General features: G+C 62.2%; 20 protein-coding genes. 18 read left to right on the plus strand and 2 right to left on the minus strand.

Features of this window, described 5'->3' with window-relative positions; all coding sequences use genetic code 11:
• The first annotated feature begins 233 nt into the window (after positions 1 to 233).
• From NYE40_RS04555 to NYE40_RS04585, 7 genes are all read left to right on the plus strand, one after another.
• Positions 234 to 1865: a copper amine oxidase N-terminal domain-containing protein gene (locus NYE40_RS04555; RefSeq protein ID WP_153782836.1), complete on the plus strand. Its 1632-nt coding sequence runs from the start codon at positions 234 to 236 to the stop codon at positions 1863 to 1865.
• A gap of 202 nt (positions 1866 to 2067) precedes the next feature.
• Positions 2068 to 2544: a hypothetical protein gene (locus NYE40_RS04560; protein ID WP_194843266.1), complete on the plus strand. Its 477-nt coding sequence runs from the start codon at positions 2068 to 2070 to the stop codon at positions 2542 to 2544.
• Between the two features lie 273 nt (positions 2545 to 2817).
• Positions 2818 to 3663, plus strand: a complete 846-nt coding sequence (gene pdaA / locus NYE40_RS04565) for a delta-lactam-biosynthetic de-N-acetylase (RefSeq protein WP_028600275.1) — start codon at positions 2818 to 2820, stop codon at positions 3661 to 3663.
• 117 nt (positions 3664 to 3780) lie between these two features.
• On the plus strand, positions 3781 to 4209 hold the full coding sequence (locus NYE40_RS04570; RefSeq protein ID WP_028600276.1) for an SRPBCC domain-containing protein: 429 nt from the start codon (positions 3781 to 3783) through the stop codon (positions 4207 to 4209).
• Positions 4210 to 4213: 4 nt separating this feature from the next.
• Positions 4214 to 4597 (plus strand): metalloregulator ArsR/SmtB family transcription factor, encoded by a 384-nt coding sequence (locus tag NYE40_RS04575; RefSeq protein WP_101808550.1) that lies wholly within the window; start codon positions 4214 to 4216, stop codon positions 4595 to 4597.
• A 108-nt stretch (positions 4598 to 4705) separates the two neighbouring features.
• Positions 4706 to 5437: a DsbA family oxidoreductase gene (locus NYE40_RS04580; protein ID WP_339279379.1), complete on the plus strand. Its 732-nt coding sequence runs from the start codon at positions 4706 to 4708 to the stop codon at positions 5435 to 5437.
• Positions 5438 to 5590: 153 nt separating this feature from the next.
• The gene (locus NYE40_RS04585; RefSeq protein ID WP_146000498.1) at positions 5591 to 6667 is read left to right on the plus strand and encodes a hypothetical protein; all 1077 of its coding nucleotides are present in this window, start codon (positions 5591 to 5593) and stop codon (positions 6665 to 6667) included.
• Positions 6668 to 6736: 69 nt separating this feature from the next.
• On the opposite strand, the gene NYE40_RS04590 is transcribed toward NYE40_RS04585, so the two are convergent.
• Positions 6737 to 7507 (minus strand): ZIP family metal transporter, encoded by a 771-nt coding sequence (locus NYE40_RS04590; protein ID WP_101808552.1) that lies wholly within the window; start codon positions 7505 to 7507, stop codon positions 6737 to 6739.
• A 175-nt stretch (positions 7508 to 7682) separates the two neighbouring features.
• On the opposite strand from NYE40_RS04590, the gene NYE40_RS04595 reads away from it, so the two are divergent.
• From NYE40_RS04595 to NYE40_RS04645, 11 genes are all read left to right on the plus strand, one after another.
• Complete coding sequence (locus tag NYE40_RS04595; RefSeq protein WP_339279382.1) at positions 7683 to 8312, plus strand: TVP38/TMEM64 family protein; 630 nt, start codon at positions 7683 to 7685, stop codon at positions 8310 to 8312.
• A gap of 151 nt (positions 8313 to 8463) precedes the next feature.
• Entirely contained in the window at positions 8464 to 10107 is a 1644-nt protein-coding gene (locus NYE40_RS04600) for an MDR family MFS transporter (protein ID WP_339279384.1), read from the plus strand.
• A gap of 171 nt (positions 10108 to 10278) precedes the next feature.
• Positions 10279 to 11442 carry an MFS transporter gene (locus NYE40_RS04605; RefSeq protein ID WP_028600282.1) on the plus strand — a complete coding sequence of 388 codons (1164 nt, stop codon included), beginning with the start codon at positions 10279 to 10281 and terminating at the stop codon, positions 11440 to 11442.
• A gap of 173 nt (positions 11443 to 11615) precedes the next feature.
• A complete protein-coding gene (locus NYE40_RS04610) occupies positions 11616 to 12950 on the plus strand; it encodes a hypothetical protein (RefSeq protein ID WP_339279387.1) in 1335 nt (444 codons plus the stop codon).
• A gap of 94 nt (positions 12951 to 13044) precedes the next feature.
• Positions 13045 to 13752: a GntR family transcriptional regulator gene (locus NYE40_RS04615; RefSeq protein WP_028600283.1), complete on the plus strand. Its 708-nt coding sequence runs from the start codon at positions 13045 to 13047 to the stop codon at positions 13750 to 13752.
• Between the two features lie 181 nt (positions 13753 to 13933).
• The gene (locus NYE40_RS04620) at positions 13934 to 15049 is read left to right on the plus strand and encodes an ABC transporter substrate-binding protein (protein ID WP_164820200.1); all 1116 of its coding nucleotides are present in this window, start codon (positions 13934 to 13936) and stop codon (positions 15047 to 15049) included.
• Between the two features lie 94 nt (positions 15050 to 15143).
• Positions 15144 to 16757 carry an iron ABC transporter permease gene (locus tag NYE40_RS04625; protein WP_028600285.1) on the plus strand — a complete coding sequence of 538 codons (1614 nt, stop codon included), beginning with the start codon at positions 15144 to 15146 and terminating at the stop codon, positions 16755 to 16757.
• The gene (locus NYE40_RS04630) at positions 16754 to 17911 is read left to right on the plus strand and encodes an ABC transporter ATP-binding protein (protein ID WP_052333544.1); all 1158 of its coding nucleotides are present in this window, start codon (positions 16754 to 16756) and stop codon (positions 17909 to 17911) included. Before NYE40_RS04625 ends, NYE40_RS04630 begins: the two co-directional genes overlap by 4 nt.
• On the plus strand, positions 17871 to 18818 hold the full coding sequence (locus NYE40_RS04635) for an MBL fold metallo-hydrolase (protein WP_028600286.1): 948 nt from the start codon (positions 17871 to 17873) through the stop codon (positions 18816 to 18818). Before NYE40_RS04630 ends, NYE40_RS04635 begins: the two co-directional genes overlap by 41 nt.
• A 49-nt stretch (positions 18819 to 18867) precedes the next feature.
• Positions 18868 to 19716, plus strand: a complete 849-nt coding sequence (locus NYE40_RS04640; protein ID WP_084137532.1) for an inositol monophosphatase family protein — start codon at positions 18868 to 18870, stop codon at positions 19714 to 19716.
• Between the two features lie 186 nt (positions 19717 to 19902).
• The gene (locus NYE40_RS04645) at positions 19903 to 20835 is read left to right on the plus strand and encodes a manganese-dependent inorganic pyrophosphatase (RefSeq protein ID WP_028600287.1); all 933 of its coding nucleotides are present in this window, start codon (positions 19903 to 19905) and stop codon (positions 20833 to 20835) included.
• A 1492-nt stretch (positions 20836 to 22327) separates the two neighbouring features.
• On the opposite strand, the gene NYE40_RS04650 is transcribed toward NYE40_RS04645, so the two are convergent.
• Positions 22328 to 23836, minus strand: a complete 1509-nt coding sequence (locus NYE40_RS04650) for a glycoside hydrolase family 30 beta sandwich domain-containing protein (RefSeq protein ID WP_028600288.1) — start codon at positions 23834 to 23836, stop codon at positions 22328 to 22330.
• Positions 23837 to 24009: the final 173 nt, after the last annotated feature.

Consider the following 24009-nt stretch of genomic DNA (forward strand, 5'->3'; position numbering starts at 1 on the left):
TTTTACATGGGCAAGTCAGGGGATGTTGAAGAAGAAAGCAATGAATTACCCCCATAAAACCAGGTTGAAACCGGTTTAAAAAATAAAAAATAAAGCAAAAAAGAGTCATCCAAACGGATCCGGCCTGCGTTCCACTCCATGAAAGCAGCTCAAGCCGACCGCCGGGCATCATCCCCGGACGGAGCCAGCCACGGCAATCCGCATTGACCCCATACCCGAAGGAGTGACTGTTCATGAAGATCACGAAAGCGCTCGCCCCTGTCCTGACCCTCGCCCTCGCCATCCCAGCCGGATGGGCTGCGGCCGCCCCCGCCCCGGCCGCGGCGCCTACGGCCGTGACGCCGGCCGCCGATCTGCGCGCCAGCCTCGACCATCTGCTCTCGGAGCACTTCGCGCTCGCCGTCGCGGCGATGACCAAAGCGTATGACGGCTCCAAGGATGCGGCGGCCGCCCTCAAGGCGCTCGACCAGAACGCGCTCGACATGCTGCCGGCGATCGAGATGCTGTACGGCAAAGCCGGAGCGGACGAGTTCGGCCGCATCTTCCGTTCGCACAACGCTTCCACCGACGAGCTGGCCAAGGCCAAGAAGATGAACAACGCCGACGCGGTAAAAGCGGCGGAAGCGAAGGTGCAGGGCTTCGTGGACGAATTCTCCACGTTCCTCGCCGCGGCGACCGCGAACAACCTCCCGAAGGCAGCCGCCATGGACGCGCTGAAGCTGCATGAGGCGCAGGTGCAGACCGTATTCGACGAGTATGTGCAGGGCGACTACGCCGATGCGTACAAAGCGTATCGCGAAGGCTACAAGACGATGTTCACGATCAGCAAGGCGCTGTCCGGCGCGATCGTCAAGCAGATGCCGGATAAGTTCGGCGGCTCCTCCGTCGATACGAAGGCCGCCGATTTGCGCTCGACGCTGAATAGGCTCGTGTCCGAGCATGTGGCGCTGTCGGTGCTGCAGATGCAGAAGCAGTTCGACGGAGCGAAGGACGCCTCCGCGCTCGTCGGCGCCGAGGCGATGAACACCGCCGACTGGAAAGCGGCGATCGCGTCCCTGTACGGCAGCGCCGGAGCCGACGCGTTCGAGAAGCTGTGGACCGGCGACCACATCAACGCCCAGTCGGACTACGTGAACGCCGTGAAGGCCGGCGACATGGCCGCCAAGCAGGCCGTTCAAGCGCGCTTCAACACGTTCTCGAAGGACTTCGGCTCGTTCCTCGGCACCGCCACCGAAGGCAAGCTGCCGGCTGCCGCCGCTACCGAAGCGCTTCTGAAGCATGAGAGCCAGATCCAGATGGCGTTCGACAGCTACGCCGCCGGCAATTACGATGCGGCTTACGCGACGGACCGCGAAGGCTTCAAGTTCGTCTTCGGCGTCGGCCAAGGCCTCGGCGACGCGATCGTCAAGCAGAAGCCGTCGATGTTCGCCGAAGCGACGCCAGCGCCGACACCGACGCCGACTCCGGCTCCGGTCGAGCCGTCCATGACGACGGTCTGGATGAAGCTGAACAGCATGCAGCTGAACATCAACGGCGGCACGACCCAGATGGATACGACGCCGGTCATGTGGAACGGCATGACGTACATCCCGCTTCGCTTCCTGAGCGAGGGCATCGGCGCGACGGTCAGCTTCGACGGCAAGGCCAAGGCAGTCTGGATCAGCGCCGGCTCCGACAAGCTCGGCTTCTGGGTGAACCAGAAAACGTACTCGGTCAACGGCCAAAGCATGACGGCTCCGGCCGCTCCGGTCATCGACAAGAACGGCCGTACGCTCGTGCCGCTGCGCTTCATCGCCGAGCTGCTGGACTGGAACGTCGCTTTCGCCGCCAAGGACGGCTCCATCACGCTGACGCAGATGAACTGATCCGTGCCGAGCGCGAGGGCGCTCGCAGCGCCATCGCCGACGAGCCGGACAACGCCGGCATCGCGGCCCGCATCATCCGTGAAGCTCCCGCCCATGGGCGGGAGCTTTTTTGCGTTCCCAGCTGGACTTTAGTCGGGTTTTGCGCCAGCGGGCAACTTATCCAAGCCCCCGCTCGTTGTAGGGATTGGAGGTGTCACTTCATATGAACAAACGTACATCACGGTCAAAAACGAGGCTGCTGTCTCTATCCGGAGCCGTGCTGCTGCTGGCGCTGGCCGGCTGCTCCGGCTCGAACGAGCCGCTGCAGGGGGCATCCCCGTCGCCGCTGCCTAGCGTCAGCCCTTCGCCCTCCGCGGCTCCTTCTCCTTCGCCAAGCCCGCCGGCACCGTCGGCATCGCCTTCGGAAGAGCCTGCGCCATCCGCCGCTCCGTCCGAGCCGGAAGCCAAAAAAGGCGAAGGCAAGTTCAGCGGCCTGGCCGATTCGCATACGATCGAGATCGAGATGGACGGTCGGCATGAGTCGTTCCAGCTTGGCGAAGGAACGGCCGAAGCGGCCTTCGAGCTGGAGCCGGGCGATCTCGTCTCGTTCGAGTATACCGAGCAGCCGGTCGAGGGCGACCCGCAGGCGAAGCAGCTGATGCTGACGTCGCTGGCCAAGGCCGAGCCTCCGGCGAGCTGATCGTCCATCCCCAGCCCTTCGGCCCCGAAGCCGGCATCCGCGTTTTGTCGCGGAGCCGGCTTTTTGCTTTATGCACAGAATTATCCCCACTATGAACAGCCGCTATGCCCAGGAAAGTTAAGCTTGTGAAAAGGTTGCACAGTTATCCACATGAAAAGTTATGCACATGTAAATTAAACGTCGTAACGGATTCCCCTCGGCTTATGCATAAGCGGCCGCCGTTTGCGGCAAAACAAAGCAGAGCGCGCATCATGAAAGCGGGAGGGGAACAGAATGGCGAAACGTTGGTGGCAAGCCGCCGGAGCGGCTGTGCTGATCGCGGGAGCGGTCGCAAGCGCGGGGCTGCCGCTCGGCCGGGCGGCGGCGGAGCCGGCTCCGCCGTCAGCGGATGCGGCTCCTGCCGCAGGCTGGAGCAAGGCGTACCATTTCGGCTTCAAGAAAAGCAAAAACGGCGAGCTGCCGTCGATCGCGGAGGAAGGCTTCCAGCCGATGCTGGAGAAGCATGGCGCCGTATTCCTCGGCGACACGTCCCGCAAGGAGCTGTACCTGACGTTCGACAACGGCTACGAGAAGGACGGGCTGACGGGGACGATCCTCGACGTGCTCAAGGAGAAGAACGTGCCGGCGATTTTCTTCATCACCGGGCATTACGTCAAGACGGAGCCGGAGCTTGTCAAGCGGATGGCGGCGGAGGGCCATCTGATCGGCAACCATTCGTGGAGCCACCCGGACATGAGCACGCTGCCGCCGGAGAAGATCAGGCAGGAGCTGGCCGATGTGAAAAAGGCGGTCGCCGAGCTGACCGGCGTCCAGAAGATGGATTATCTGCGCGCCCCGCGCGGCATTTTTTCGGAGCCGATGCTCGCCGCCAGCGGAGCCGAGGGCTACCGCAACGTCTTCTGGTCGGTCGCCTACAAGGACTGGGACACGTCCGCGCAGCGCGGAGCGGATTACGCTTACCGCAACGTGATGGAGCAGCTGCATCCGGGCGCGGTGCTGCTGCTGCATGCGGTGTCGAGCGACAATACGCAGGCGCTGGGCCGGATCATCGACGGCGCGCGCGCGCAAGGCTATGAGTTCAAAAGCCTCGACGGAATGGAGAAGCGGACGTACCGCTGAGCGCTCTAAACAGGAAGCGGAGCTGGCGGTTGGAGGTCTCCGTCCCGCCGGAATTGCCAAAAAGGATACCATATGGTATCCTTTTTCTATGTTCAACGAACTCAAGGAGGAATTATGATGCCATCGTCATCCGACCGCCAGCTGCCGGAAATCCGTCAGGTGCAGGTGCTACGAGCGCCGATCGAAAAAGTATGGGAAGCAGCCGCCACCTCGGCGGGCATTGAGGCCTGGTTCATGCCGAATACGTTCGTCGCCGAGGAGGGCGCCGAATTCATTCTGCATGCCGGGCCGTTCGGCGACTCGCGCTGCCGCGTGACCGAGCTGTCCCCGCCGCATCGCCTGAGCTTCGACTGGGGCGAGCAGTGGAGCGTCGCGTTCGAGCTGAAGGAGCTGGAGCCCGGCGTGACCGAGTTCACCGTCATCCACGGCGGCTGGTCGGAGGACGGCGTGACCGAGTTCGGCCAGTCCCACCGCGAGGTGCGCGAGCGGATGAATGGAGGCTGGGCCGGCATCGTGAAGAAGCTGGCCGCCGTGCTGGAGGGCTGAGCCCGTGCCGCTGCGGGAGCCCAGCGCGGATGTCTATCAGGCGATCGCCGACCCGAGCCGTCGCCGCATGCTGCAGCTGCTTCAGGACGCGGGCGAGCTGCCGCTCAAGGAAGTGACGCCGCATTTCGACATGACCCGAGCCGCCGTCTCCAAGCATCTGCGCATCCTCGCCGATGCCGGGCTCGTGCATGAGCGCAGGACCGGCCGCGAGACGCGCTACCGCATGGACGCCGATCCGCTGCGCGAGCTGAAGCGCTGGCTGGCCTATTTCGACCGCTACTGGGAAAACAAGCTGCAGGCGCTCCGGCTGCATGTGGAAGGGCCGGAGCCGGCGGAGGCAGGCGGCCCGGCGGAGGATCAGCCGGCTGGCGAAGGCGGAGGCTCGTAGCCGGCGGCAAGGCCGTACGTTTGCCCGCGGGCGATGTCGTATGATACCATGTAACCAATATGGTTACAGTTCAAAGGCGGCTGCAGCCGCCGGAAAGCGGGTATGACGATGAAGGTTGAAATTTGGTCGGACTACGCCTGTCCGTTCTGTTTTATCGGCAAGAGGAGATTCCAGGAGGCGCTCGAAGCGTTCGAGCACAAGGACGGCATCGAGGTCGTCTACCGCAGCTTCGAGCTCGACCCGTCGGCCGTGCACGAGCCGGGCCGCAGCATTCATGAGCTGCTCGCCGCCAAGTACGGCATGTCGATTGAAAAGGCGCGCCAGAGCAACGAGAATCTCGGCCAGCAGGCGGCGCAGCTTGGCCTCAAGTTCGACTTCGAGGCGATGAAGCCGGGCAATACGTTCGACGCGCATCGCCTCATGGCGTGGGCCAAGGAGCAAGGCAAGGGCGACGCGATGGCCGAGCGGCTGTTCAAGGCCTACTTCACCGACGGCCTGCTGCTCGAGGACCGCAAGGTGCTGGAGGCGCTGGCGGAAGAAGCGGGGCTGCCGCGCGCGGAGGCGTTCGCGGTGCTGGAGTCGGACCGCTACTTCGAGCAGGTGAGGGCGGAGGAGCAGGACGGGGCGCAGCTCGGCATCCAGGGCGTGCCGTTCTACGTGCTCGACCGCAAATACGGCGTCTCGGGCGCGCAGCATCCCGACGCCTTCCTGCAGGTGCTCCGCCAGGCCTGGGACGAGCGCCAGGCGGAAGCCGCCGGCGCGGCCCCCGAGTCTGCCGGCGATGCGGGCGCGGCCTGCGCTCCGGGCGACGAGGCTTGCGAGCTGCCGGACAGACATTGAGTCAAAGCATACCGCTATCGTCTGAAAGCCGAGTTTGGGCCTTGTGCCGCGAACTCGGCTTTTTAATTTGAACCAATCTATTTTGTTCAAAATATGGTAAATTAACAGAAATACATAAGCATAAAGGGGTATTGGAAATTGATGGGGCTCTTCATGAAAGCCGAGCTTATAAACCAAGAGAATGAAGGAGAGAATGACGAGGTAGAAATCAGTATTCAAGAACTTGATCTCGGACTGCTTGAGCTTGATAAAGACAAAGTAATCAACATACGTAGAACCTCAGAAATGGTGGCCGCTCTGATCGGAAACGAATCAGAGATTGATTACACACATCCGGTTCGACATAAACATGAGGTGCGCGGAGGCTATAAGAGGGCTATGAAGAAAGGAGCTTTCCTTTCGGAGTGCTCCGTTTATAATTTGTATTTTCGATTCAAAGGTCATGTTGATGGAACTGGCATTGCAGCCATGTGCAGACCCCCGATGAAAAAAGAGGAGTGGATTCTGCTTCTTCCAGACGACACTGTCCGACGGATACAGGCAGAGCGTCGGGCCTATTTGGACGCGGCCAACTATCTGACCCTCGTCATGCAAGCTATGGAATCTGAAGATCAGAGCAGGCTTATTGAGAACTTAAATACTTTGAGTGTGCATGAGAGATGCGCACAAAGTTTAATGCATGAATATGGACATGTCCTGCATTACCGTATGTTTGATCTGCTAGGCATTACTTCTTCTAAATCTTTGCAAATGAAATGGTTTCAGGACTCCGGTTATTACATGAATGTTGAAATGAGAAGTCCTGCATTTGCCGACCTTACTCCGCTGGACAAGCTTACCGAACTGAAGGAATCATTCGTAGAAGATTATAGGATATCATTGAATCTCCACATGGATAATGGTAAATTTGTGTTACCAAACAAGGTATGCTATTCAGGCGACTTTCAAAATTCTGAGTTGATGTATGAAGGGGTTGAAGTCATGAGGGAAATGTTGAAACCGGTTGTCGGAGCGAGTGGAAAACGGGCTGGCGGACAGTCTTCCCCAGAACTCGATTCTCTTGAATACCTGAGACGAAATGAACTTATTGTCAGAACAACCGACTGGAGAGCCGGAATAATCAAGACGACTCCATATATTCGGAAAAAGGATATTGACATTCTCCAAGTTTTGGACGAACTCGATCAGACCTTTTCGGAGACAGCAGCCGGTATAGAAGTTAAACATTGAAAAGAGGTCATCCTGATGAGGGATGACCTCTTTTCATACAATTGGAGCGGCCTCCGGCATCGCCCCGCCTCACCCGAGCGAATGCGTCATCGCGATCATCGTCAGCAGGCCGATGATGAACGAGAACGTCGCCACGCGCTCGTTGCCGTCGCCGTGGCTCTCGGGGATGAGCTCCTTGTAGACGACGAACAGCATCGCGCCGGCGGCGAAGGCGAGGCCGTAAGGGACGACCGTCTCGATCGCCGCCACGAAGCTGACGCCGACAAGCGCGGCGATCAGCTCGAGCACGCCGGTGCCGATGGCCATGAGCACGGCGTAGCCGCGGCGCATCCCTTGGGTAATGAGGAACAGCGCCGTCAGGAAGCCCTCCGGAATGTTTTGCAGGCCGATGCTGATTGCGACGATCGGGCCGAGCTGGGCTTCGCTGCTGCCGTAGCTGACTCCGACCGACAGCCCCTCCGGCAGGTTGTGCAGCGCCATCGCCGTCAAGAACAGCATCGAGCTGCGGTCCATGCCGAGCCAGCCGCGCCGCGCCGCGGCCGAGCCGGGCGACAGGTCGAGGTCGGAGTCATGCGAAGGATCGGTATGGGGCAGGATGAGCTCCAGCAGCATGAGTACGATCGTGCCGAGCAGGATGCCGATCGCGACCGCCGGCAGCCCGGACAGCTTGAGCGCGCTCGGGATGAGCCCGTACGTCGAGGCGGCGACCATGATGCCGGCCGTGAAGGCGAGCAGGATGTCCTTGCCGCGGTGAGTGATATTCGTAATGAACAGGGCGGGCAGCGCGCCGATGACCGTGCACACCGCCGTCGCGATGCTGCCGAGCAGGATGGGATTCATAGACTCTCCTTCGTGCCGGCCGGCTGGCCGGTAGGTTCGTTTTGTAGGATATGCCGATCAAGGGATAATATGCCGCGTCCGAGGCTTCCTTCCGCGCCAGGCACGGAGTACAATGAAGCCGATAGTCCAAGGAGCTTCCGGCCGCGCCGGCTCCTGCGGAAGGAGTCCATGCCACATGCTTGACCAATTGATGTCTTATATGACGGAAGAACGGCTGCTGGAGCTGCTCGAGCGGTACCGATCCTATGGTCCGCTGCCCGGCATCCTGCTTCCTTTCCTCAAATCCTTCGTGCCCCCGCTGCCGACGCTGCTGCTCATCGGCACGAATGCCGCGGCGTACGGCCTCTGGGCCGGGTTCCTCTACTCCTGGCTCGGACTCGTCGCCGGCTGCATGACGACGTTCCTGGCCGTGCGGGCCGCCTCCGGCCACCGCCTCGCCCGCCGCTGGGCGGACAAGCCCAAGGTGAAGGCGAGCATGAGCTGGATCCGGCGCAACGCGTTCAGCTACGTGTTCGTCCTCAGCCTGTTCCCGGTCGGACCGTTCGTGCTCGTCAACATGGCGGCCGCGGTGTCCCGCATGCCGATCGGCCGCTTTTTCGCGGCGGTCGGCGTCGGCAAGGGCATCATGGCGCTGGTCGTCTCCTATGTCGGCCACGACGTCGGGCGCTTCTACCGCGACCCGCTGCAGCTCGCCTTCGTCGCGCTGCTCCTGTTCCTTTCGTGGGCGGCCTGCAAGGCGATCGAGAAGAAATTCATGAAGCCGGCGGCGGAGGAAGAGGCTTCCGCACCTGCGTCCACCCCCTGACAGGCAGCTGTCAGGGGATTTGCTTTAGAATAAAAATATCGCCGGGGACATCCGTCTGCGGGCTGATTTTGCGGACGGCTGCCGTGGCTATAATGATGAAGGACGCGTCCCGGCCAAAGGGACGCAAGCAGGAAAGGAAGAGGATCAGCAAATGAAACAAGCCACCCGCAATCCCGTTGGGCTGGTCATTGCCGGGCTGCTGCTCGGCATGCTCATGGCCTCGATGGATCAGACGATCGTGTCGACCGCTATGGGAACCATTGTAGGCGAGCTCGGCGGACTCGACAAGTTCGTCTGGGTCACCTCGGCGTACATGGTCGCCGAAATGGCCGGCATGCCGATTTTCGGCAAGCTGTCCGACATGTACGGGCGCAAGCGGTTTTTCGTGTTCGGACTCATCGTCTTCATGATCGGATCGGCCCTTTGCGGCACGGCCGCCTCGATCGAGCAGCTGGCGCTGTACCGGGCGATCCAGGGCCTCGGCGGCGGCGCGATGATTCCGGTCGCCTTCACGATCATGTTCGACGCGGTGCCGGCGGAGCAGCGCGGCAAGCTCGGCGGCCTGTTCGGAGCGGTGTTCGGCCTCTCCAGCATCTTCGGGCCGCTGCTCGGAGCGTACATTACGGATTACATCCACTGGAACTGGATCTTCTACATCAATCTGCCGCTCGGACTGATCTCGCTGATCTTCGTCTGGGGCTTCTATCGCGAGTCGCAGAAGCATAGCCGCCAGATCATCGACTGGGGCGGAGCGGCGACGCTCGTCGGGGCGGTCATCTGCCTCATCTTCGCGCTCGAGCTCGGCGGCAAGACGATCGGCGGCACGACGTACGGCTGGGATTCCGCGCCCATCCTCGGGCTGTTCGGCGGCTTCGCCGTGTTGACGGTGCTGTTCGTGCTGTTCGAGCTGCGGGCCAAGGAGCCGATCATTACGTTCCGCATGTTCCGCAGCCGCGTCTACGCCTCGAGCAATCTCGTCGGCATCTTCGCCGGCGCGGCGTTCATCTCCGCCTCGATGTACATTCCGATCTTCATCTCCGGCGTCATGGGCGGCAAGGCGACCAACTCCGGCCTCGTGCTGCTGCCGATGATGGTCGGCTCGGTCGTCACGGCGACGCTCGGCGGCTTCCTCATGACCAAGTTCAAGTACCGCACGCTGATGATTCCGACGCTCGCGCTGCTCGTGGTCGGCCTCGCGCTGCTGACGACGATCGGCGCCGGCACGAACATCTGGGTGATGCGCCTGTTCATGGTGCTCGTCGGCCTCGGCATCGGCGCTTCGTTCTCCGTGCTGAGCAACGCCTGCATGTTCTCGGTGCCGGTCCAGGACCGCGGCGCGGCGAGCTCGACGCTGAGCTTCCTGCGCACGCTCGGCATGGCGGTCGGCATCACGGTGTTCGGCATCATCCAGAGCCATCTGTTCACGCGCAAGCTGGAATCGGCGCTTGGCGGAGCGGCCGGCGGCGCCCAGCCGGGGGCGGCTGCCGGCGCCGACGCGGCGGGAGCCGCGGGCACGGCGGGCGGAGCGGTCGCGGGCGCGGCCGACGGAGCGGGCCTTCCCGGCTTCACGCTGCATGATCCGCGCGAGCTGATGGACCCCGCCCTGCGCGCCCAGATTCCGCCGGATCTGCTCGAGCGGATTACGGGCGGCCTGTCGTCGTCGATCGTGCAGACGTTCGCTTGGGCGATCGTGCCGGCGGCGCTGGCGCTGCTATGCGCCTTCTTCATGGGCAACGGCAAGATGGACCCCGCGGCCGTCGCCGAGCAGGAGCGCGAGTACGCTTCGGCCCATTGAGCTCATGCATGCGTTCCCCGGACCGGGGGCTGCAGGGATTTTCCTGCGGCCTCCGGTTTTTTTTGCGCAGGCCAGCCCCTCGGCTGTGGTATGCTGGGTAGACGCGCTTCCCATGTCCGACGCCACGATCCGCATGCGCGCGAATTTCCGTGAAAGAGGCTTGACCATCCGATGCGCCAAGGAACGTCCACTCTCAAGGCCTACAACTTCCTCTATTTCTCCCTGCTCGCCATGTTCGTCTCGTTCATGCCCGTCTATCTGGATCAAAAGGGACTGACCCCGATGCAGATCGGGCTCATCACCGGCACCGGCGGCTTCGTCACGATCATCGCCCAGCCGCTCTGGGGCATGATCAGCGACCGGCTGCGCACGGTGCGCAAGATCATGCTGCTGCTCACCGTCTGCTCGGCGGTCATCGGGTATTTCCTTTACGGCACGGCCAGCTTCCCGCTGCTGCTCGGCCTGGCGATGCTGCTGTACTTCTGCTTGATGCCGATCGACCCTCTGCTGGAAAGCCTGAACTTCCGCACGGCGGAGAGCCGCGGCGTCAGCTACGGCTCGATCCGCACCTACGGCGCGTTCGGCTATGCCGTCATGTCGCTGGCGGTCGGCTACATCATGTCCGGCTTCGGCGCTTCCAGCCTCGGCCTCACATTCGCCGCCGTCGGCGCGCTATGCCTGCTGGCCGGATTCCTCATGCCGGATGCCGACGCTTCCGGGGAGCCCGTGCGGCTTGCCAGCCTGGCCGGCTTCCTGCGGAACCGGCAGACGGCGCTGTTCCTGCTGCTGATCTTCATCAGCGCCGTCCCGCAGCGCGTGAACGACACGTTCCTCGGCGTCTACATCGGCTCGCTCGGAGGCGGGCCGGAGCTGCTCGGCCAAGCCTGGTTCCTCGCGGCGGGCAGCGAGATCGCCGTATTCGCGCTCAGCTTCTGGTGGCTGCGCCGCGGCCGCGAGCTGCTGCTCATCTCCATCGCCGGCTTCTTCTACTTCATCCGCTTCTTCCTGAGCGCATGGATCACGGAGCCGTTCGGGCTCGTCCTGCTGCAGCTGCTGCAGATCATCACGTTCCCGGTATTCTACTCGGCGGCGATCCAGTACCTGTACCGGATCGTGCCGCAGGAGTGGAGGGCGACCGGCCAGACGGTGCTGGCGCTGCTGTTCTTCGGCGTGTCCGGCATCGTCGCTTCCTACGCCGGCGGCTGGCTGTTCGACCGCTTCGGCGGCCAGACGATGTATGTGACGATGTCGGGCCTGTCCCTGCTCGGGCTGCTGCTCGGCCTGGCGCTGGCCCGCAGCCGCTCCTCCCGGGCTCTTTCGGACGAAGGACGTTGATTGAATTCGAGCGAAAGGCCCCTTCGGGGGCCTTTTTCGATTGGATTCCCTGATCCAATTCGGCTTTTCATTTAACAAAGCGCGTCTAGATCGGCGCAGAGGAGCGTGCTTATAATCATAGATGTCAGACAGCTTCAAAAAATAACGCTCGATTTGAAATGGAGGAGCAAGGAATGTGGAAGAAACTGGCTCTGGTCGGATCGGTACTGGCGGCATCGTTGTTGGGAGGCGCAGGCGGGACGAGCCATGCGGCGCCGAGCTATGCGGATCTGGCGGCTCATTGGGCGCCGCAAATTTATCAGGACGTCAACGCAGATCTCGACGCGAGGGCGGACTTCATCTCCAGCTTCAACTATGACGGGGATTATCTGCCGCTCAACAACTGGGACAATCTGCACCACTACGAGCAGAAAGCGTATGTGTACTACAAGGTCGCGGAGACGCTGACGCATTATTTCATCGAGTACGATTTGTTCCATCCTCGGGACGACGCCTATACGAGACCGCTCGACGCGCATGAGAACGACCTGGAAGGCATCATCGTCGTCATCCGCAAGGACGGCTCCGAATACGGCAAGTTCCATCTGATGGAGACGATGGCGCATAACCAGTGGTACGACTACACGAACGATCCGACCATCACCTCCGGCTCGGACAACGTGGACGGAGGCGTGCTGTTCAACGGAAGCCATCCGAAGGTGTTCAGTCAGGCGAACGGCCAAAGCCCGAGCGGCGGGCACGGCATCAAAGCCTATGACGGGTCGAGCGCGCCTGGCGGCGACGGCATCGTATACGACTATACGGGCACGGCGGAGTTCCCGACGAACGCTGCCGGCAGCTACGTCCATCATTACGGCTATGCGCTCCTGGAGTGGGGCGACCTGTGGGCAAAAAGGCATGATTCCTCGATTTTCTCGTCCTGGGGAACGATCCGAGGCGACAACTACACGTCCAATTCCGCCAATGCGCCTTGGGGCTGGGACGACAGCGACGACGGTCCTGCGCTGCAAGGCATGAACTGGTCCGATCCGGCCCATCATGTCGACGTGCATCTGAACGGTCTCGGCGCGTTTTCGCATCAGTATGTGCACAACCCGTATTACTCGCACAAGATCGTGCTCGAGAGCGTGCAGAGCCTGGAGGACCGGGATCCTTTCGGCGGCAAGAGCGACATCTTCATCAAGGCGTACGTCAACGGCCAGGGGCAGACGGATGCGAGGTTCTGGAAAAAGAACGACGCTCCGAAATTGCAGGACTACCGGATCGTATTCGGCGCCAACGATGCGGAATTCGGACCTCAATTCTCCGACAGCTACAATGCCGTCTATGTCGCCAAGCCGTCGAATACGAATGTCGAGATCCACGTGTATGATTCCGACGGAACGTCGGGAGACGACGACATGGGCTATGTGTCCGCCGTCGTGGCGCCAGGGACGACCGCGTCCTGGGTCAATGCCGTGACCAGCAACGGCCAAGCCAAGCTGACCGCATCCGTCGAAGCGAAATAAAGACCGGCGCCGCTCGGCGCTCCGGCATTGCGTTGCCTTCCCTTTTGCGGAATAATGAGGGTATTCTAGCCAAAGACAAAGGGAAACCCGCCAAATGGAAAAGAAACCTCGTTATATCCTGGTCAAAGAAGAAATCGAGCGCAGAATTCAGTCCGGGGAGCTCGAGCCGGGCGACAAGCTTCCGTCCGAGCCGGCGCTCGCCAAGCAATTCGACGTGAGCCGCCCCACTTTGCGGGAGGCGCTGAAGATGCTGCAGAGGGAAGGCGTCCTGCTCAGCCGGAACGGCGTCGGCACCTATGTGAACGAACGGCCTTTTTCGATCGAGAATTCGTTGAACAAGCTGCGCAGTCTCGGCGAGATGATCCAGAGCGTAGGCTACAAGGTGAGCGAGGCGGACGTCAGCGTGTATACGCGCGAGGCCGAGCCGGAATGGATGGAGAAGCTGCGGACGGACGAGCCGGTCGTGGTGCTGGAGCGGATTCGGACGGCGGACGGGCAGAAGGTGGCGTTCTACTACAACATCTTTCCCCGGGAGATCGCAGGCGGTCATTTCGACGAAGGCTTCTCCGGCGCCATATTCGACTTTTTAGACCGCAAGCTCGGCATCCGCATCGCCTATGCGCTGACCGAGATCAGCGCGGTCGGCACGGCCAGCGAACGGGATCGGAAGGCGGCCGAGGTGCTCGGCGGCGAGCTGATCCTGCTGAAGCAGCTGCATGTCGACGAGAACGACCGTCCCGTGTTCTACTCCTTGGATTATTTGAAAAGCAGCGCGTTCAAGCTCGTCGTCCGGCGAGACTGAACGATTTCTCCCCGGCTGCATGAGCATGAATCAGGAAGCATGAAGCATGAAGCATCCGCCTTAATGGCGGATGCTTTTTTTTTCTTAAAAAAGGGTTCACAAAATGCTGACATGGGGCAAATCATTCTCCGTTATTCTAAAGCTGTCAGACAGCTTGGGAGAGATAAAAGGAGGATCTGGCATGGAGTGGAGATGGGGTAAAACGAGAAAAGGCATGATTCTGGCGACTGCGCTTGCCGCGACATTGACGGTGACGGCTTGCGGCCAGAACGGCGGCTCCGCCGGAGAAGCGAATTCCGGGTCGGGCTCTGCGCAAGCGGAGGCCGGAGCCGAGCCGTCGCCGAGCGCGCCGGCGTCGAAAAAGCTGGTCGTCTACTCGGCGTTGAACGAGGATGACGTCATCCAGCTCAAGGACCAGTTCAAGAAAGATACCGGCATCGAGATCGAATCGCTCAACCTCGGCAGCGCTGGCGAGGCGAGCACTCGGGTCCAGGCCGAGAAGGATGCTCCCAAAGCGGACATCCTGGTCGGCGGATCGGTCGAGTTCTACCAGCCGCTGGCCGAGCAAGGACTGCTGGAGAAGTATACGTCGGCCAACGCCAGCCAGATCGATGCCAAGTTCAACGATCCGAACGGCTACTGGCAGGGCTGGTATATGGGCGTCCTCGGCATCGTGCTGAACACGGAGCGCTTCGAGAAGGAGCTTGCGCCCAAGGGCGTGCAGGAGCCGAAAACATGGGACGACCTGCTGGATGAGTCGTACAAGAGGCAGTTCATCACGTCCAATCCGGCGACCGCGGGCGGCGGCTACATCTTCGTCGCGGACCAGCTGTTCCGCCTCGGCGAGCAGCAGGGCTGGGAATACCTCGAGAAGCTGAACGGCAACGTCCATCACTACACGCAAAAGGCCGGCGACGGAATCAACCTGACCGCGACGGGCGAATTCATCGCGGGCATGTCCTGGGCGCACGACATCGTCAAGACGATGAAGCAAGGCTATCCGATCAAGGCGATCGTGCCGGAGCAGACCGCATTTGAAATCGGCGGCGTCGGCATCGTCAAGGGCGGGGCCAATGTCGACAACGCCAAAGCGTTCGTGGACTGGCTGCTGACCAAAGAAGCCGGAGAGCTGAACACGAAGCTGTCGAACCGCTACTCCGTCCGGGCCGATGTGGCGCCTCCGGAGGGCATGCCGAAAATCGAGGAGATCAGCCTCGTCGAGTACGACCGCGAAAAGGCTGCCGCCATGAAGGAAGAAGTCGTGAAGCGGTTCGTCGGAATGACCGGCACGAACTGAAACGCCGAAGTCAGCCTGCTCCGCCGTCTCGCTCCGCTCCGAACCCGGGCGGAGAGCGGCGTCGGAGCAGGTAGTTTTTTCTGAAACGGGGTAGATGGCCATCAAGAAGCTCAAGCGCGAGCCCGTCCTTTTCCTTGTCCTCGCCGCCGTCCTGGCGACTGCCTGCGTATTTGTGCTGTGGCCGGTCGTCAAGGTCGTCAGCTATCCTGGCGCGGCCGATTATTTGCAGCTGCTGACCAACGAGCGCTGGATGCGCGCCGGCTTGAACAGCTTGTTCATGACGGTGCTGTCGACCGCATCCTGCACCGCGCTCGCGTTCCTTTTCGCTTATTCCATCGTCAGGCTCGACATCCCGCTGAAAGGCTTTTTCCGGTTCATTACGCTGCTTCCGGTCGTCTCGCCGCCTTTCATCGTGGCGCTTTCCTATATCCTGCTGTTCGGCAGGCAAGGACTCGTATCCAAGCATCTGCTTCATCTGAACCTCGACATTTACGGCTGGCAGGGGTTATGGCTCGTGCAGACGATCACCTTTTTCCCTTACGCCTTCACGGTCATCCACGGCGTGATGCAGGCCGCGGCCGCTCATCTGGAGCATGCGGCGCATAATCTGGGCGCCTCGCGCTGGCAGGCGTTCCGGCATGTCTTTCTGCCGCTCTGCCGTCCGGGCATTGCCGGAGGCGCGCTGATCGCCGCGATGAACGTGCTCGCGGACTTCGGCAATCCGATGATCATCGCGGGCAACTTCGCCTTGCTTCCTACGGAAGCCTACATGCAGATGTCCGGCTGGTTCGACCTGTCGGCGGCGTCCGTGCTGTCGACCGCCCTGCTCGTGCCCGCGCTTGTCCTCTTTCTCGTCAATCGGCTGTGGGTGGGGAAGCGCTCGTACGTGACCGTCACGGGCAAGGAATCGAGCCTCAAGGCTTATCCCGCGCCGCCGGCGCTCAAATGGAGCCTGTTCGCCTGCTGCCTGTTCGTCTCGCTCTTCGTGCTCGCCGTATACGGCGTACTGGTCTACGGGGCGTTCGCCCGGACATGGGGCTATGACTGGAGCCTCACCTTGCAGAACATGAAGTATGTGACCGCCAAAGGCAGCGAGCTATGGAACAGCATCCGCTTCGCGGCCGTCTCCTCTCTCGGCGCCGTCGCGCTGGCTATGCTGCTCGCTTATCTCGTCCAGCGCAAGCAGGTCGGCATCAACCGGCTGCTCGACGTCCTGGCGATTCTGCCCGGCGCCGTTCCCGGCGTCTTTCTCGGCCTCGGCTTCGCGATGGCGTTCAACGGGCCGCCCTTCGAGCTGGCAGGCACGTCCGCGATCATGGTGCTGGCGCTGCTGTTCTGGAACTTGCCGACCTGCTACAGCGCATGCCTCGCAGGCCTGCAGCAGATCGGAAGATCGCTGGAGGAGGCGTCGCTGAACCTTGGCGGAGGCACCCTCCGCACGCTGCGAAGCGTCCTGCTGCCGCTGCTGAGAGGCCCGATCCTCTCCGGCTTCACGCTCTCGTTCCTGCGTTCGGTCACCTGTCTGAGCGTCATCATCTTCCTGTATTCGTCGTCCACATCCGTCGGCACGATCTCCATCCTGAGCCTCGTCCAAAGCGGCGTCTGGGGAGGCGCGTCGGCGCTCACCGTCACGCTCATCCTGATCGCCTTTGCCCTGCTGGCCGCCTCGCGGCTGATCCTGTTCGCCTACGATCGGAGGAAATCATGAACAACGCTGCTCAGCCGCATATTCGAATCGACGACGTGACCAAGTCGTTCGGCGCCTTCTCCGCCCTGCGGAGCGTCACGCTGGACGTTCCGCGAGGCAGCTTCACGACGCTGCTCGGGCCGAGCGGCTGCGGCAAGACGACCTTGCTGCGGCTGCTCGCCGGCTTCGACGAGCCGGACAGCGGAAGCATCCGCATCGACGGAGCCGAGATGAACGGAGTTCCGGCATTCCGCCGCAAGACGCCGCTCGTTTTCCAGGACTATGCGCTGTTTCCCCATATGACGGTGCAGGAGAATATCGCCTACGGCCTGAAGCTGCAAAAAGCCCGCAAGGCCGAAACGGCCGCGCGGGTCGGCGAGATGATGGACCTGTTCGGCCTGCAGGGGCTGGAAAAGCGGCTGCCGAAGCAGCTCAGCGGCGGGCAGCAGCAGCGGGTGGCGTTCGCTAGGGCGCTCGTCACCGGCCGTGACATCCTGCTGATGGACGAGCCGCTGAGCAATCTCGACGCCAAGATGCGGGTCGAGGTCCGCCGCGAGCTGCGCGAGCTGCAGCGGCGCGCCGGCATTACCGCCGTATTCGTCACCCACGACCAGGACGAGGCGCTGTCCTTGTCCGACTATGTCGCGGTGTTCGAAAAAGGGCGCATTCGCCAGGCCGGCACGCCCTGGGAGGTCTACTACGAGCCGGCCAATGCGTTTGTGGCCGACTTTGTCGGAACGGCCAACCTGCTGGCCGGCATCGTGGAGGACGTGCGGGACGGAGTCCTGCTCGTCCGCTGCCGGGACGTGCTGCTGCGCGCCTCCTCTGCCGGGAGGACGTTCCGGCCGGGCGACAGGGCGACGCTGATGATCCGGCCCGAATGCCTCCGCATCGGAGCGGACGAGGGCGATGCGGAGCCGGAGAACCGCTGGATGGGGGCGATATCCGGCAGCAGCTTCCTGGGGCGCCAGGTCCGGTATGAGGTGCAGTGCGGGGAGACGACGCTGATCGTGGACGATGCCGATCCGAGCGTCACCGGCGTGCTGGACGGCACGGTCCGCCTGTCGTGCGCCGCCGACAAGATCCATGTCCTGTCGGATGAGGCGGATTCCGAAAGAAAGGAAGGCGAGACGCATGAACGCATCCGTCCACTTTCTGAACGTCGGCTGGGGTGACGCCCATTTCATCCGGCTGCCGTCCGGGGCGTTGACGCTGATCGATGGCGGAGACGGCTCGCTCGCCGAGGGGCGGGACCATCCGCTTCGCTGGATGGAGCGCCGCGGGTTGCGCCGGCTGGACGCCATGATCGTGACGCATCTGCATGAGGATCATCTGAACGGCTTGCTCGACGTCGTCCGCAGCGTCGAGGTCGCGCTCGCGATTTTGCCGTACGGGCTTCCCGAGCGGGCCGTCCGCTTCCGTCCGGAGCTGGAGCGGGAGGCTTCGGAGCTGACCAGGCGCGTTTGCGGCATCCTGGAGACGTATCGGGAGCTGATCCGGCTGCTGGAGGCTCGGGGAACCGAGATCCGCTGGAGATCTCGGCACGCATCGGCGGAGAGCTCCGTCGTCTGGGAGGAGCACGGCTTCCGGCTGGAGCATCTGTACCCGTGGCAGGACGATCCGCTCCCCGCGCTTGAGGTTCTCCACAGCGTTTTCGATGCGGACGGACGTCCCGAGGAGGAGCGGCTGGCCGAGCTGGCCGGCTTTTTCGACAAGTCGAACGACGACAGCTCGGTCTACCGGCTGACGGCGGATGGCGACGAAACGGTCGGCGTGCTGTTCGGCGGCGATCTGATGGAGGGGGGCTGGACGCGTCTGGCGCGAAGGAGCCGACTGGCGAGCCGGATATGGAAGGCGCCGCATCACGGGCTGGAGGACAGCTTTCAGGCTTGGCTGCTGGAGCTGGTGCGGCCGGAGGCATGCGTCATCCCGATCTGCGCGGAGCGGGCGGAGCCGCTGGCAGAGCGCTGGAACGGAATGCTTCGCGGCTCCGGGAGCAGGCTGTGCCTGACGGGATCGGTGCCGCCGGGGGAGAGCCTCCTGCTGGCGCGCGGACGGATCCACGCGGAGATCGGCGGCTGAAAGGCGGCGCTCCGCGATTCTAGGCCAAGAAAGGGAGTTTCCGGATTCAATGAATAGAGACCAAGAAGGCGGAGAAGCGATGCTGGCTTCGGCGATCCGTTATGCCAAAGAGGCGGGCGACCAGATTCTGCGAGGCATGAGCGAGCCCTACCGGATCCGCGACAAAGCGAACCACGCCGACCTGGTGACCGAGGTCGATCTGCGCAGCGAGCAGCTGCTGCGGCAGGCGATCGCGCGAGACTATCCGGACCACTGGATCCTGTCGGAGGAGACGGACGGCGCGGGCGATCCGTTCCGCTTCATGGAGCAGCCGCTGCCGGGCTGCGGCTGGATCGTCGATCCGATCGACGGAACGATCAATTTCGTGCACGGAATCGAGCATTTCGCCGTGTCGATCGGCATCATGAAGGACGGCTGCCTGCTGCATGGCGTCGTCTACAATCCTTCGACGGGGGAGCTGTACCATGCTTCCGCCGGCAAAGGCGCTTATCGGAACGGCCAGCCGATCCGGGTCAGCGAGGAGCGGTCCTTGCCCGACGCGACGCTCGCGACCGGCTTTCAGGCATCCGACTGGCGCGAAGGCTCGCGAGCGATCGCGCAAATGAACCGCATCGCCGGCACGGCGCGCACGGTCCGGATCTTCGGCGCCGCCAGCCTCGATCTATGCCTCGTGGCCTGCGGCAGGCTGAGCGGATTTTGGCATGACGGGCTGTATCCATGGGATGTCGCGGCCGGGCTGATCATCCTGCTCGAGGCGGGCGGCGCGGCGACGACCGCCTCCGCCGGCCCTTACCGCTTGAGCGAGCGCAGTCTTGTCGCCTCGAACCCGGCCCTGCAGAGCGGGCTTCTGGACGCGTTGAGGCTGAAGGGAGACGAGGCGCGGGCCGGCAGCGTTTGAACGGGCCGGCGGGGAGGGCGTCCGTCGGCGGCAGAGGAGAAAAACCGAGCGGGAACGGGGGGCCGCAGCGCGATCGGAGGGGTCGGATTGACGATGAAAGGGATGGTTCTCGGGGCGGATTTAAGGTATAATCGGGGACAGGTCTTATTCGAATCCCGATTCCAGTTAGCGAAGGAGAACATTGACATGAGCAAAGTACTTGTTTTCGGCCATAAAAATCCCGACACGGACACGATCTGCTCGGCGATCGCCTATGCGGAGCTCAAGAACCAGATCGGCGTCGAAGCGGAAGCGATCCGCCTCGGCGCGGTCGGCAGCGAGACGCAGTATGCGCTGGACCAGTTCGGCGTCGCCGCTCCCCGTCTCGTCGAAGCCGTAGCCGCCGAAGCGAAGCAAGTCATCCTCGTCGACCACAACGAGCGCCAGCAGAGCGCGGCCGACATCGACGAAGTGACGGTCATCGAGGTCATCGACCATCACCGCATCGCCAACTTCGAGACCAAGGCTCCGCTGTACTACCGCGCCGAGCCGGTCGGCTGCACGGCGACGATCCTGCTCAAGCTGTACAAGGAGCACGGCGTGCCGGTCAAAAAGGAAATCGCGGGCCTCATGCTGTCGGCGATCATCTCCGACTCGCTGCTGTTCAAGTCCCCGACCTGCACGGAGCAGGACGTGGCGGCCGCTCGCGAGCTCGCCGAGATCGCCGGCGTGAACGCCGACGAGTACGGCCTGAACATGCTCAAGGCCGGCGCTGACCTGAGCGACAAAACCGTCGCCGAGCTGATCAGCCTCGACTCCAAGGAGTTCTCGATGGGCTCCGCCAAGGTCGAGATCGCGCAAGTGAACGCGGTCGACCTGAACGACGTGTTCTCCCGCCAGGCCGAGGTCGAAGCGGCGCTGAACGACATCATCGCCTCCAAAGGGCTGGACCTGTTCGTCTTCGTCACGACGGACATCCTCAACAACGACTCCGTCGCGATCGCGCTCGGCAAGCATACGGCCGCGTTCGAGGAAGCGTTCGGCGTCAAGCTCGACGACAACAAGGCGACGCTGAAGGGCATCGTGTCCCGCAAGTCGCAGGTCGTTCCGGTTCTGACGGACATCCTGTCCAAAAAATAAAGGGACCAGGGGGGGGGGGCCGAAAGGCCGATCCTGCTCCTCGTTGCGGTTGCGCAAGATCAAAATCGGCCCTGGCGACAGGGCTGATTTTTTGCGTGAAAGGACTGCTTTGAGCGGGCCTTCGGAACGAGCGGGAGCAGCCGGTTTATGGGACAAGGAGGCCGCTGCGCAGGCCAAGGGGAACTGCCTCCCGCATACCCGGGAGACGGCAGTCTTAGTCGAAATCGAGCTGGCAGGTGCTTGGAGGCGCGAAGTCGAGCCAGCAAGTCGAAGAAATCGAGTTGGTTGGAGTGCGCTGTCGGCGGAACGGGCGGAGTTGCGCGGAAAAACCGAGTAACTCAGGTGTGCAGTAGGGGAACCGGGCGGAGTTGCGCGGAAAAACCGAGTAACTCGGGTGCGCAGCAGGGGAAACGGGCGGAGTTGCGCGGAAAAACCGAGTAACTCGGGTGTGCAATATGGGAAAGGGGCGGAGTTGCGCGGAAAAACCGAGTAACTCGGGTGCGCAGTAGGGGAAACGGGAGGAGTTGCGCGGAAACACCGAGTAACTCGGGTGTGCAGACAGTTGGAGAATTAGGGAGCAATGGTCAGCGGAGCGCTTGGATGTGAGTCCGATTTCAGTAATCGGAGGCTCCCCCGCGAAGCGGTGCATGTTCAAGGACCAGCAGCGAAGAGCACGGGGACTCGTGGAGAAGCAGCAGCGGTTCCCTTGGAGGCCGAATTCCCCCCTGCAGGGGAGTGGGTTCAATGGAATCTGGGCAGCAGGGAGATCGGAGCGAGTCCCTGCTCCGCGAAGCGGTTTGCCGGTTTCGATGCCCGCTCTGAAAAGCGGGGCCTTTTCGGTCCCGCTTTCCGGTCGTCTACCCCATTTTATTCACGTTTGAGGACATCTGCTTTGCGGGCGGCTCCGCTCTCCGGAGAGCCCGCAACCCGATTTTATCGGGTTGCAGCACTGGAACCGAGCTGCCGAGAGCCTGCAACCCGATTTTATCGGGTTACAGCACTGGAACTGAGCTGCGGATAGCCTGCAACCCGATTTTATCGGGTTGCAGCACTGGAACCGAGCTGCCGAGAGCCCGCAACCCGATTTTATCGGGTTGCAGCACTGGAACTGAGCTGCGGAGAGCCCGCAACCCGATTTTATCGGGCTGCAGCACTGGAACTGGGCTGCCGAGAGCCTGCAACCCGATTTTATCGGGTTGCAGCATTGGAACTGAGCTGCGGGGAGTCCCTAACCCGATATTATCGGGTTGCAGCATTGGAACCGAGCTGCCGAGAGCCCGCAACCCGATATTATCGGGTTGCAGCACTGGAATCGAGCTGCGGTCTCCCCGGGCTGCAGCCTGTTTTTTGTACGGAAGAGCCCGCCTGCCGTCCCGACCTACCGGTCGTGGCCGTCGGCTCGGGCATCGGCCATGGCCCTCCGCCCACCGTCGCCGCCTGCCATCCCGGCCGATAGGCCGTCCCGTCCTGCCCGCCGCTCTCCCGGCTTCCGCTACGAGCGGTTGCCGTACCATTTGTACGTCATCGCGGACTTGCCAGGCACGCTGACGTTGAAAGACTGGCTGCCCCACTGGACCTTGACGTTCCGGGCCGAGCTGGACGAGTTGTAGGCGACGACGACTTTGGAGCCGTCCGGATTGCGGAACGCGACGCTTTTGATCTCGCTGCCGGTATTGCTCTGCACGCGGTACGCGCCGGGCACGACGAACTTGCTGAAATGGCCGAGCAGATAATACTGCTTGTGATACGTCACGACGTTCTCCGGCGCGTCGTTGCGGTTGTCGGAGTTGCGGATCGTAATCATGCCCTTGTTGGTGTTGTTGGCCGCGAGCAGCGCCGGGCCGTCCTTCTGGTCGAGCGCGGCGTTCCAGAGGATGATCGTCTTCGACCAGTTGCGGGTGATGTTGATGAACTCGTTCATCATGTTGTCGAAGCCCTGGGACGTGCCGTTCTGCGGATCGTTCCAGTTGCCGAAGCCGCCCTCGGTGAACCAGATGCCCTTGTCCGGATGGTTGTTCCGCAGCTGCGTCATCGTAGAGCCGTCGCCGCTGTCGTAGTGATGGAACGCGCTGCCGTCGATGTAGCCGCCCTTGCCGGAGCTTTTCAGGCTGTTGATGACGGTGTTCGGGAAGCTCCAGTCCAGGAAGTTGTGGTCGAATGCGATGATCTTCGTGTTGATGCCGGCGCCGCGCAGCGTCGGGCCGAGATAGTCGCCGATGAAGCCGATCTCGTCTTGCGTGTTCATGCCCATCGAAGGGTAATGCGTCGGCTCGTACAGCGGCTCGTTCTGCACGGTGACGGCGTAGATCGGGATGCCTTGGGCCTGGTAGGCCTGAATGTATTTCTTGAAATAGTTCGCGTACGTGCCGTAATGCTCCGCGCGCAGCTTGCCGCCGTTGAGCGTATTGGAATACTTCATCCAGGCGGGAGCGCTCCAAGGGGAGCCGAACACCTTGATGTTCGGGTTTTTGGCGATCGCCTGCTTGACCATCGGCACGATGTAGGGCAGATCCCTTCCGATGGAAAACTGGTTCAGCGCCGTGTCATTGGCCGTATCGGCATACGTATAGGCGGACCAGGCGAAGTCGGAGCTGCCGATCGGCTGGCGCAGCACGCTGAGGCCGATGCCGGTCTGTCCGAACAGCCGCTCCATCACCTCGGCGCGTTTGTTCGCGTCCAGCTTGTAGTTCATCAGCCATGCCGACGAATCGGTCATGGAGACGCCGAAGCCGTCCATCTGCTGGAACGTCGTGTTCTCATCGACGCTGATCGTGAAGTCGGCGCTTCCGGCGCTCGTACTGAAGCTTTTGTCGCCGATGCGCGTCAGGCGGGCGCTCGGGCTGAGGCCGACGGCGGGCTCACTGTTCGGATCGGACGTGGAAATCCACACTTCGACCTGCTCTCCTGCGGCTTTGGCGGGCGGGGCGGAATAAGTGCCTCCGGCGGAGACGAGGGCAGCGGCGAGCGCGACGGCGGCGGTTTTTTTCTTCCAGTCGGACATGATCGGGTTCTCCTTTCGGGGATGGGGTCGGGATGAGAAGAATTGATGCGGACAGGCACGGACAGCTCTGCAGCCGGCCGCGGATGGCTGCCTCACCTCGATTCAGAAGCATGAATTTGTAATCGATTACAAACTTCCATTGAAAAAAACTCGCCCGAAAACGGCTTGCATTG

Origin of the sequence: Paenibacillus sp. FSL W8-1187 (assembly GCF_037965485.1) — a bacterium.
In the GTDB taxonomy this organism is placed as follows: Bacteria; Bacillota; Bacilli; order Paenibacillales; family Paenibacillaceae; genus Paenibacillus_O; species Paenibacillus_O pasadenensis.

What these genes read in the sequence shown, in the direction of transcription:
- NYE40_RS04570 (WP_028600276.1), top strand. Translation starts at nt 3,781, where the DNA reads ATGCCATCGTCATCCGACCGCCAGCTGCCGGAAATCCGTCAGGTGCAG.
- NYE40_RS04555 (WP_153782836.1), top strand. Translation starts at nt 234, where the DNA reads ATGAAGATCACGAAAGCGCTCGCCCCTGTCCTGACCCTCGCCCTCGCC.
- NYE40_RS04590 (WP_101808552.1), bottom strand. Translation starts at nt 7,507, where the DNA reads ATGAATCCCATCCTGCTCGGCAGCATCGCGACGGCGGTGTGCACGGTC.
- pdaA (WP_028600275.1), top strand. Translation starts at nt 2,818, where the DNA reads ATGGCGAAACGTTGGTGGCAAGCCGCCGGAGCGGCTGTGCTGATCGCG.
- NYE40_RS04580 (WP_339279379.1), top strand. Translation starts at nt 4,706, where the DNA reads ATGAAGGTTGAAATTTGGTCGGACTACGCCTGTCCGTTCTGTTTTATC.
- NYE40_RS04645 (WP_028600287.1), top strand. Translation starts at nt 19,903, where the DNA reads ATGAGCAAAGTACTTGTTTTCGGCCATAAAAATCCCGACACGGACACG.
- NYE40_RS04620 (WP_164820200.1), top strand. Translation starts at nt 13,934, where the DNA reads ATGGAGTGGAGATGGGGTAAAACGAGAAAAGGCATGATTCTGGCGACT.
- NYE40_RS04630 (WP_052333544.1), top strand. Translation starts at nt 16,754, where the DNA reads ATGAACAACGCTGCTCAGCCGCATATTCGAATCGACGACGTGACCAAG.
- NYE40_RS04610 (WP_339279387.1), top strand. Translation starts at nt 11,616, where the DNA reads ATGTGGAAGAAACTGGCTCTGGTCGGATCGGTACTGGCGGCATCGTTG.
- NYE40_RS04640 (WP_084137532.1), top strand. Translation starts at nt 18,868, where the DNA reads ATGAATAGAGACCAAGAAGGCGGAGAAGCGATGCTGGCTTCGGCGATC.
- NYE40_RS04625 (WP_028600285.1), top strand. Translation starts at nt 15,144, where the DNA reads ATGGCCATCAAGAAGCTCAAGCGCGAGCCCGTCCTTTTCCTTGTCCTC.
- NYE40_RS04585 (WP_146000498.1), top strand. Translation starts at nt 5,591, where the DNA reads ATGAAAGCCGAGCTTATAAACCAAGAGAATGAAGGAGAGAATGACGAG.
- NYE40_RS04650 (WP_028600288.1), bottom strand. Translation starts at nt 23,836, where the DNA reads ATGTCCGACTGGAAGAAAAAAACCGCCGCCGTCGCGCTCGCCGCTGCC.
- NYE40_RS04560 (WP_194843266.1), top strand. Translation starts at nt 2,068, where the DNA reads ATGAACAAACGTACATCACGGTCAAAAACGAGGCTGCTGTCTCTATCC.
- NYE40_RS04595 (WP_339279382.1), top strand. Translation starts at nt 7,683, where the DNA reads ATGCTTGACCAATTGATGTCTTATATGACGGAAGAACGGCTGCTGGAG.
- NYE40_RS04635 (WP_028600286.1), top strand. Translation starts at nt 17,871, where the DNA reads ATGAACGCATCCGTCCACTTTCTGAACGTCGGCTGGGGTGACGCCCAT.
- NYE40_RS04615 (WP_028600283.1), top strand. Translation starts at nt 13,045, where the DNA reads ATGGAAAAGAAACCTCGTTATATCCTGGTCAAAGAAGAAATCGAGCGC.
- NYE40_RS04600 (WP_339279384.1), top strand. Translation starts at nt 8,464, where the DNA reads ATGAAACAAGCCACCCGCAATCCCGTTGGGCTGGTCATTGCCGGGCTG.
- NYE40_RS04605 (WP_028600282.1), top strand. Translation starts at nt 10,279, where the DNA reads ATGCGCCAAGGAACGTCCACTCTCAAGGCCTACAACTTCCTCTATTTC.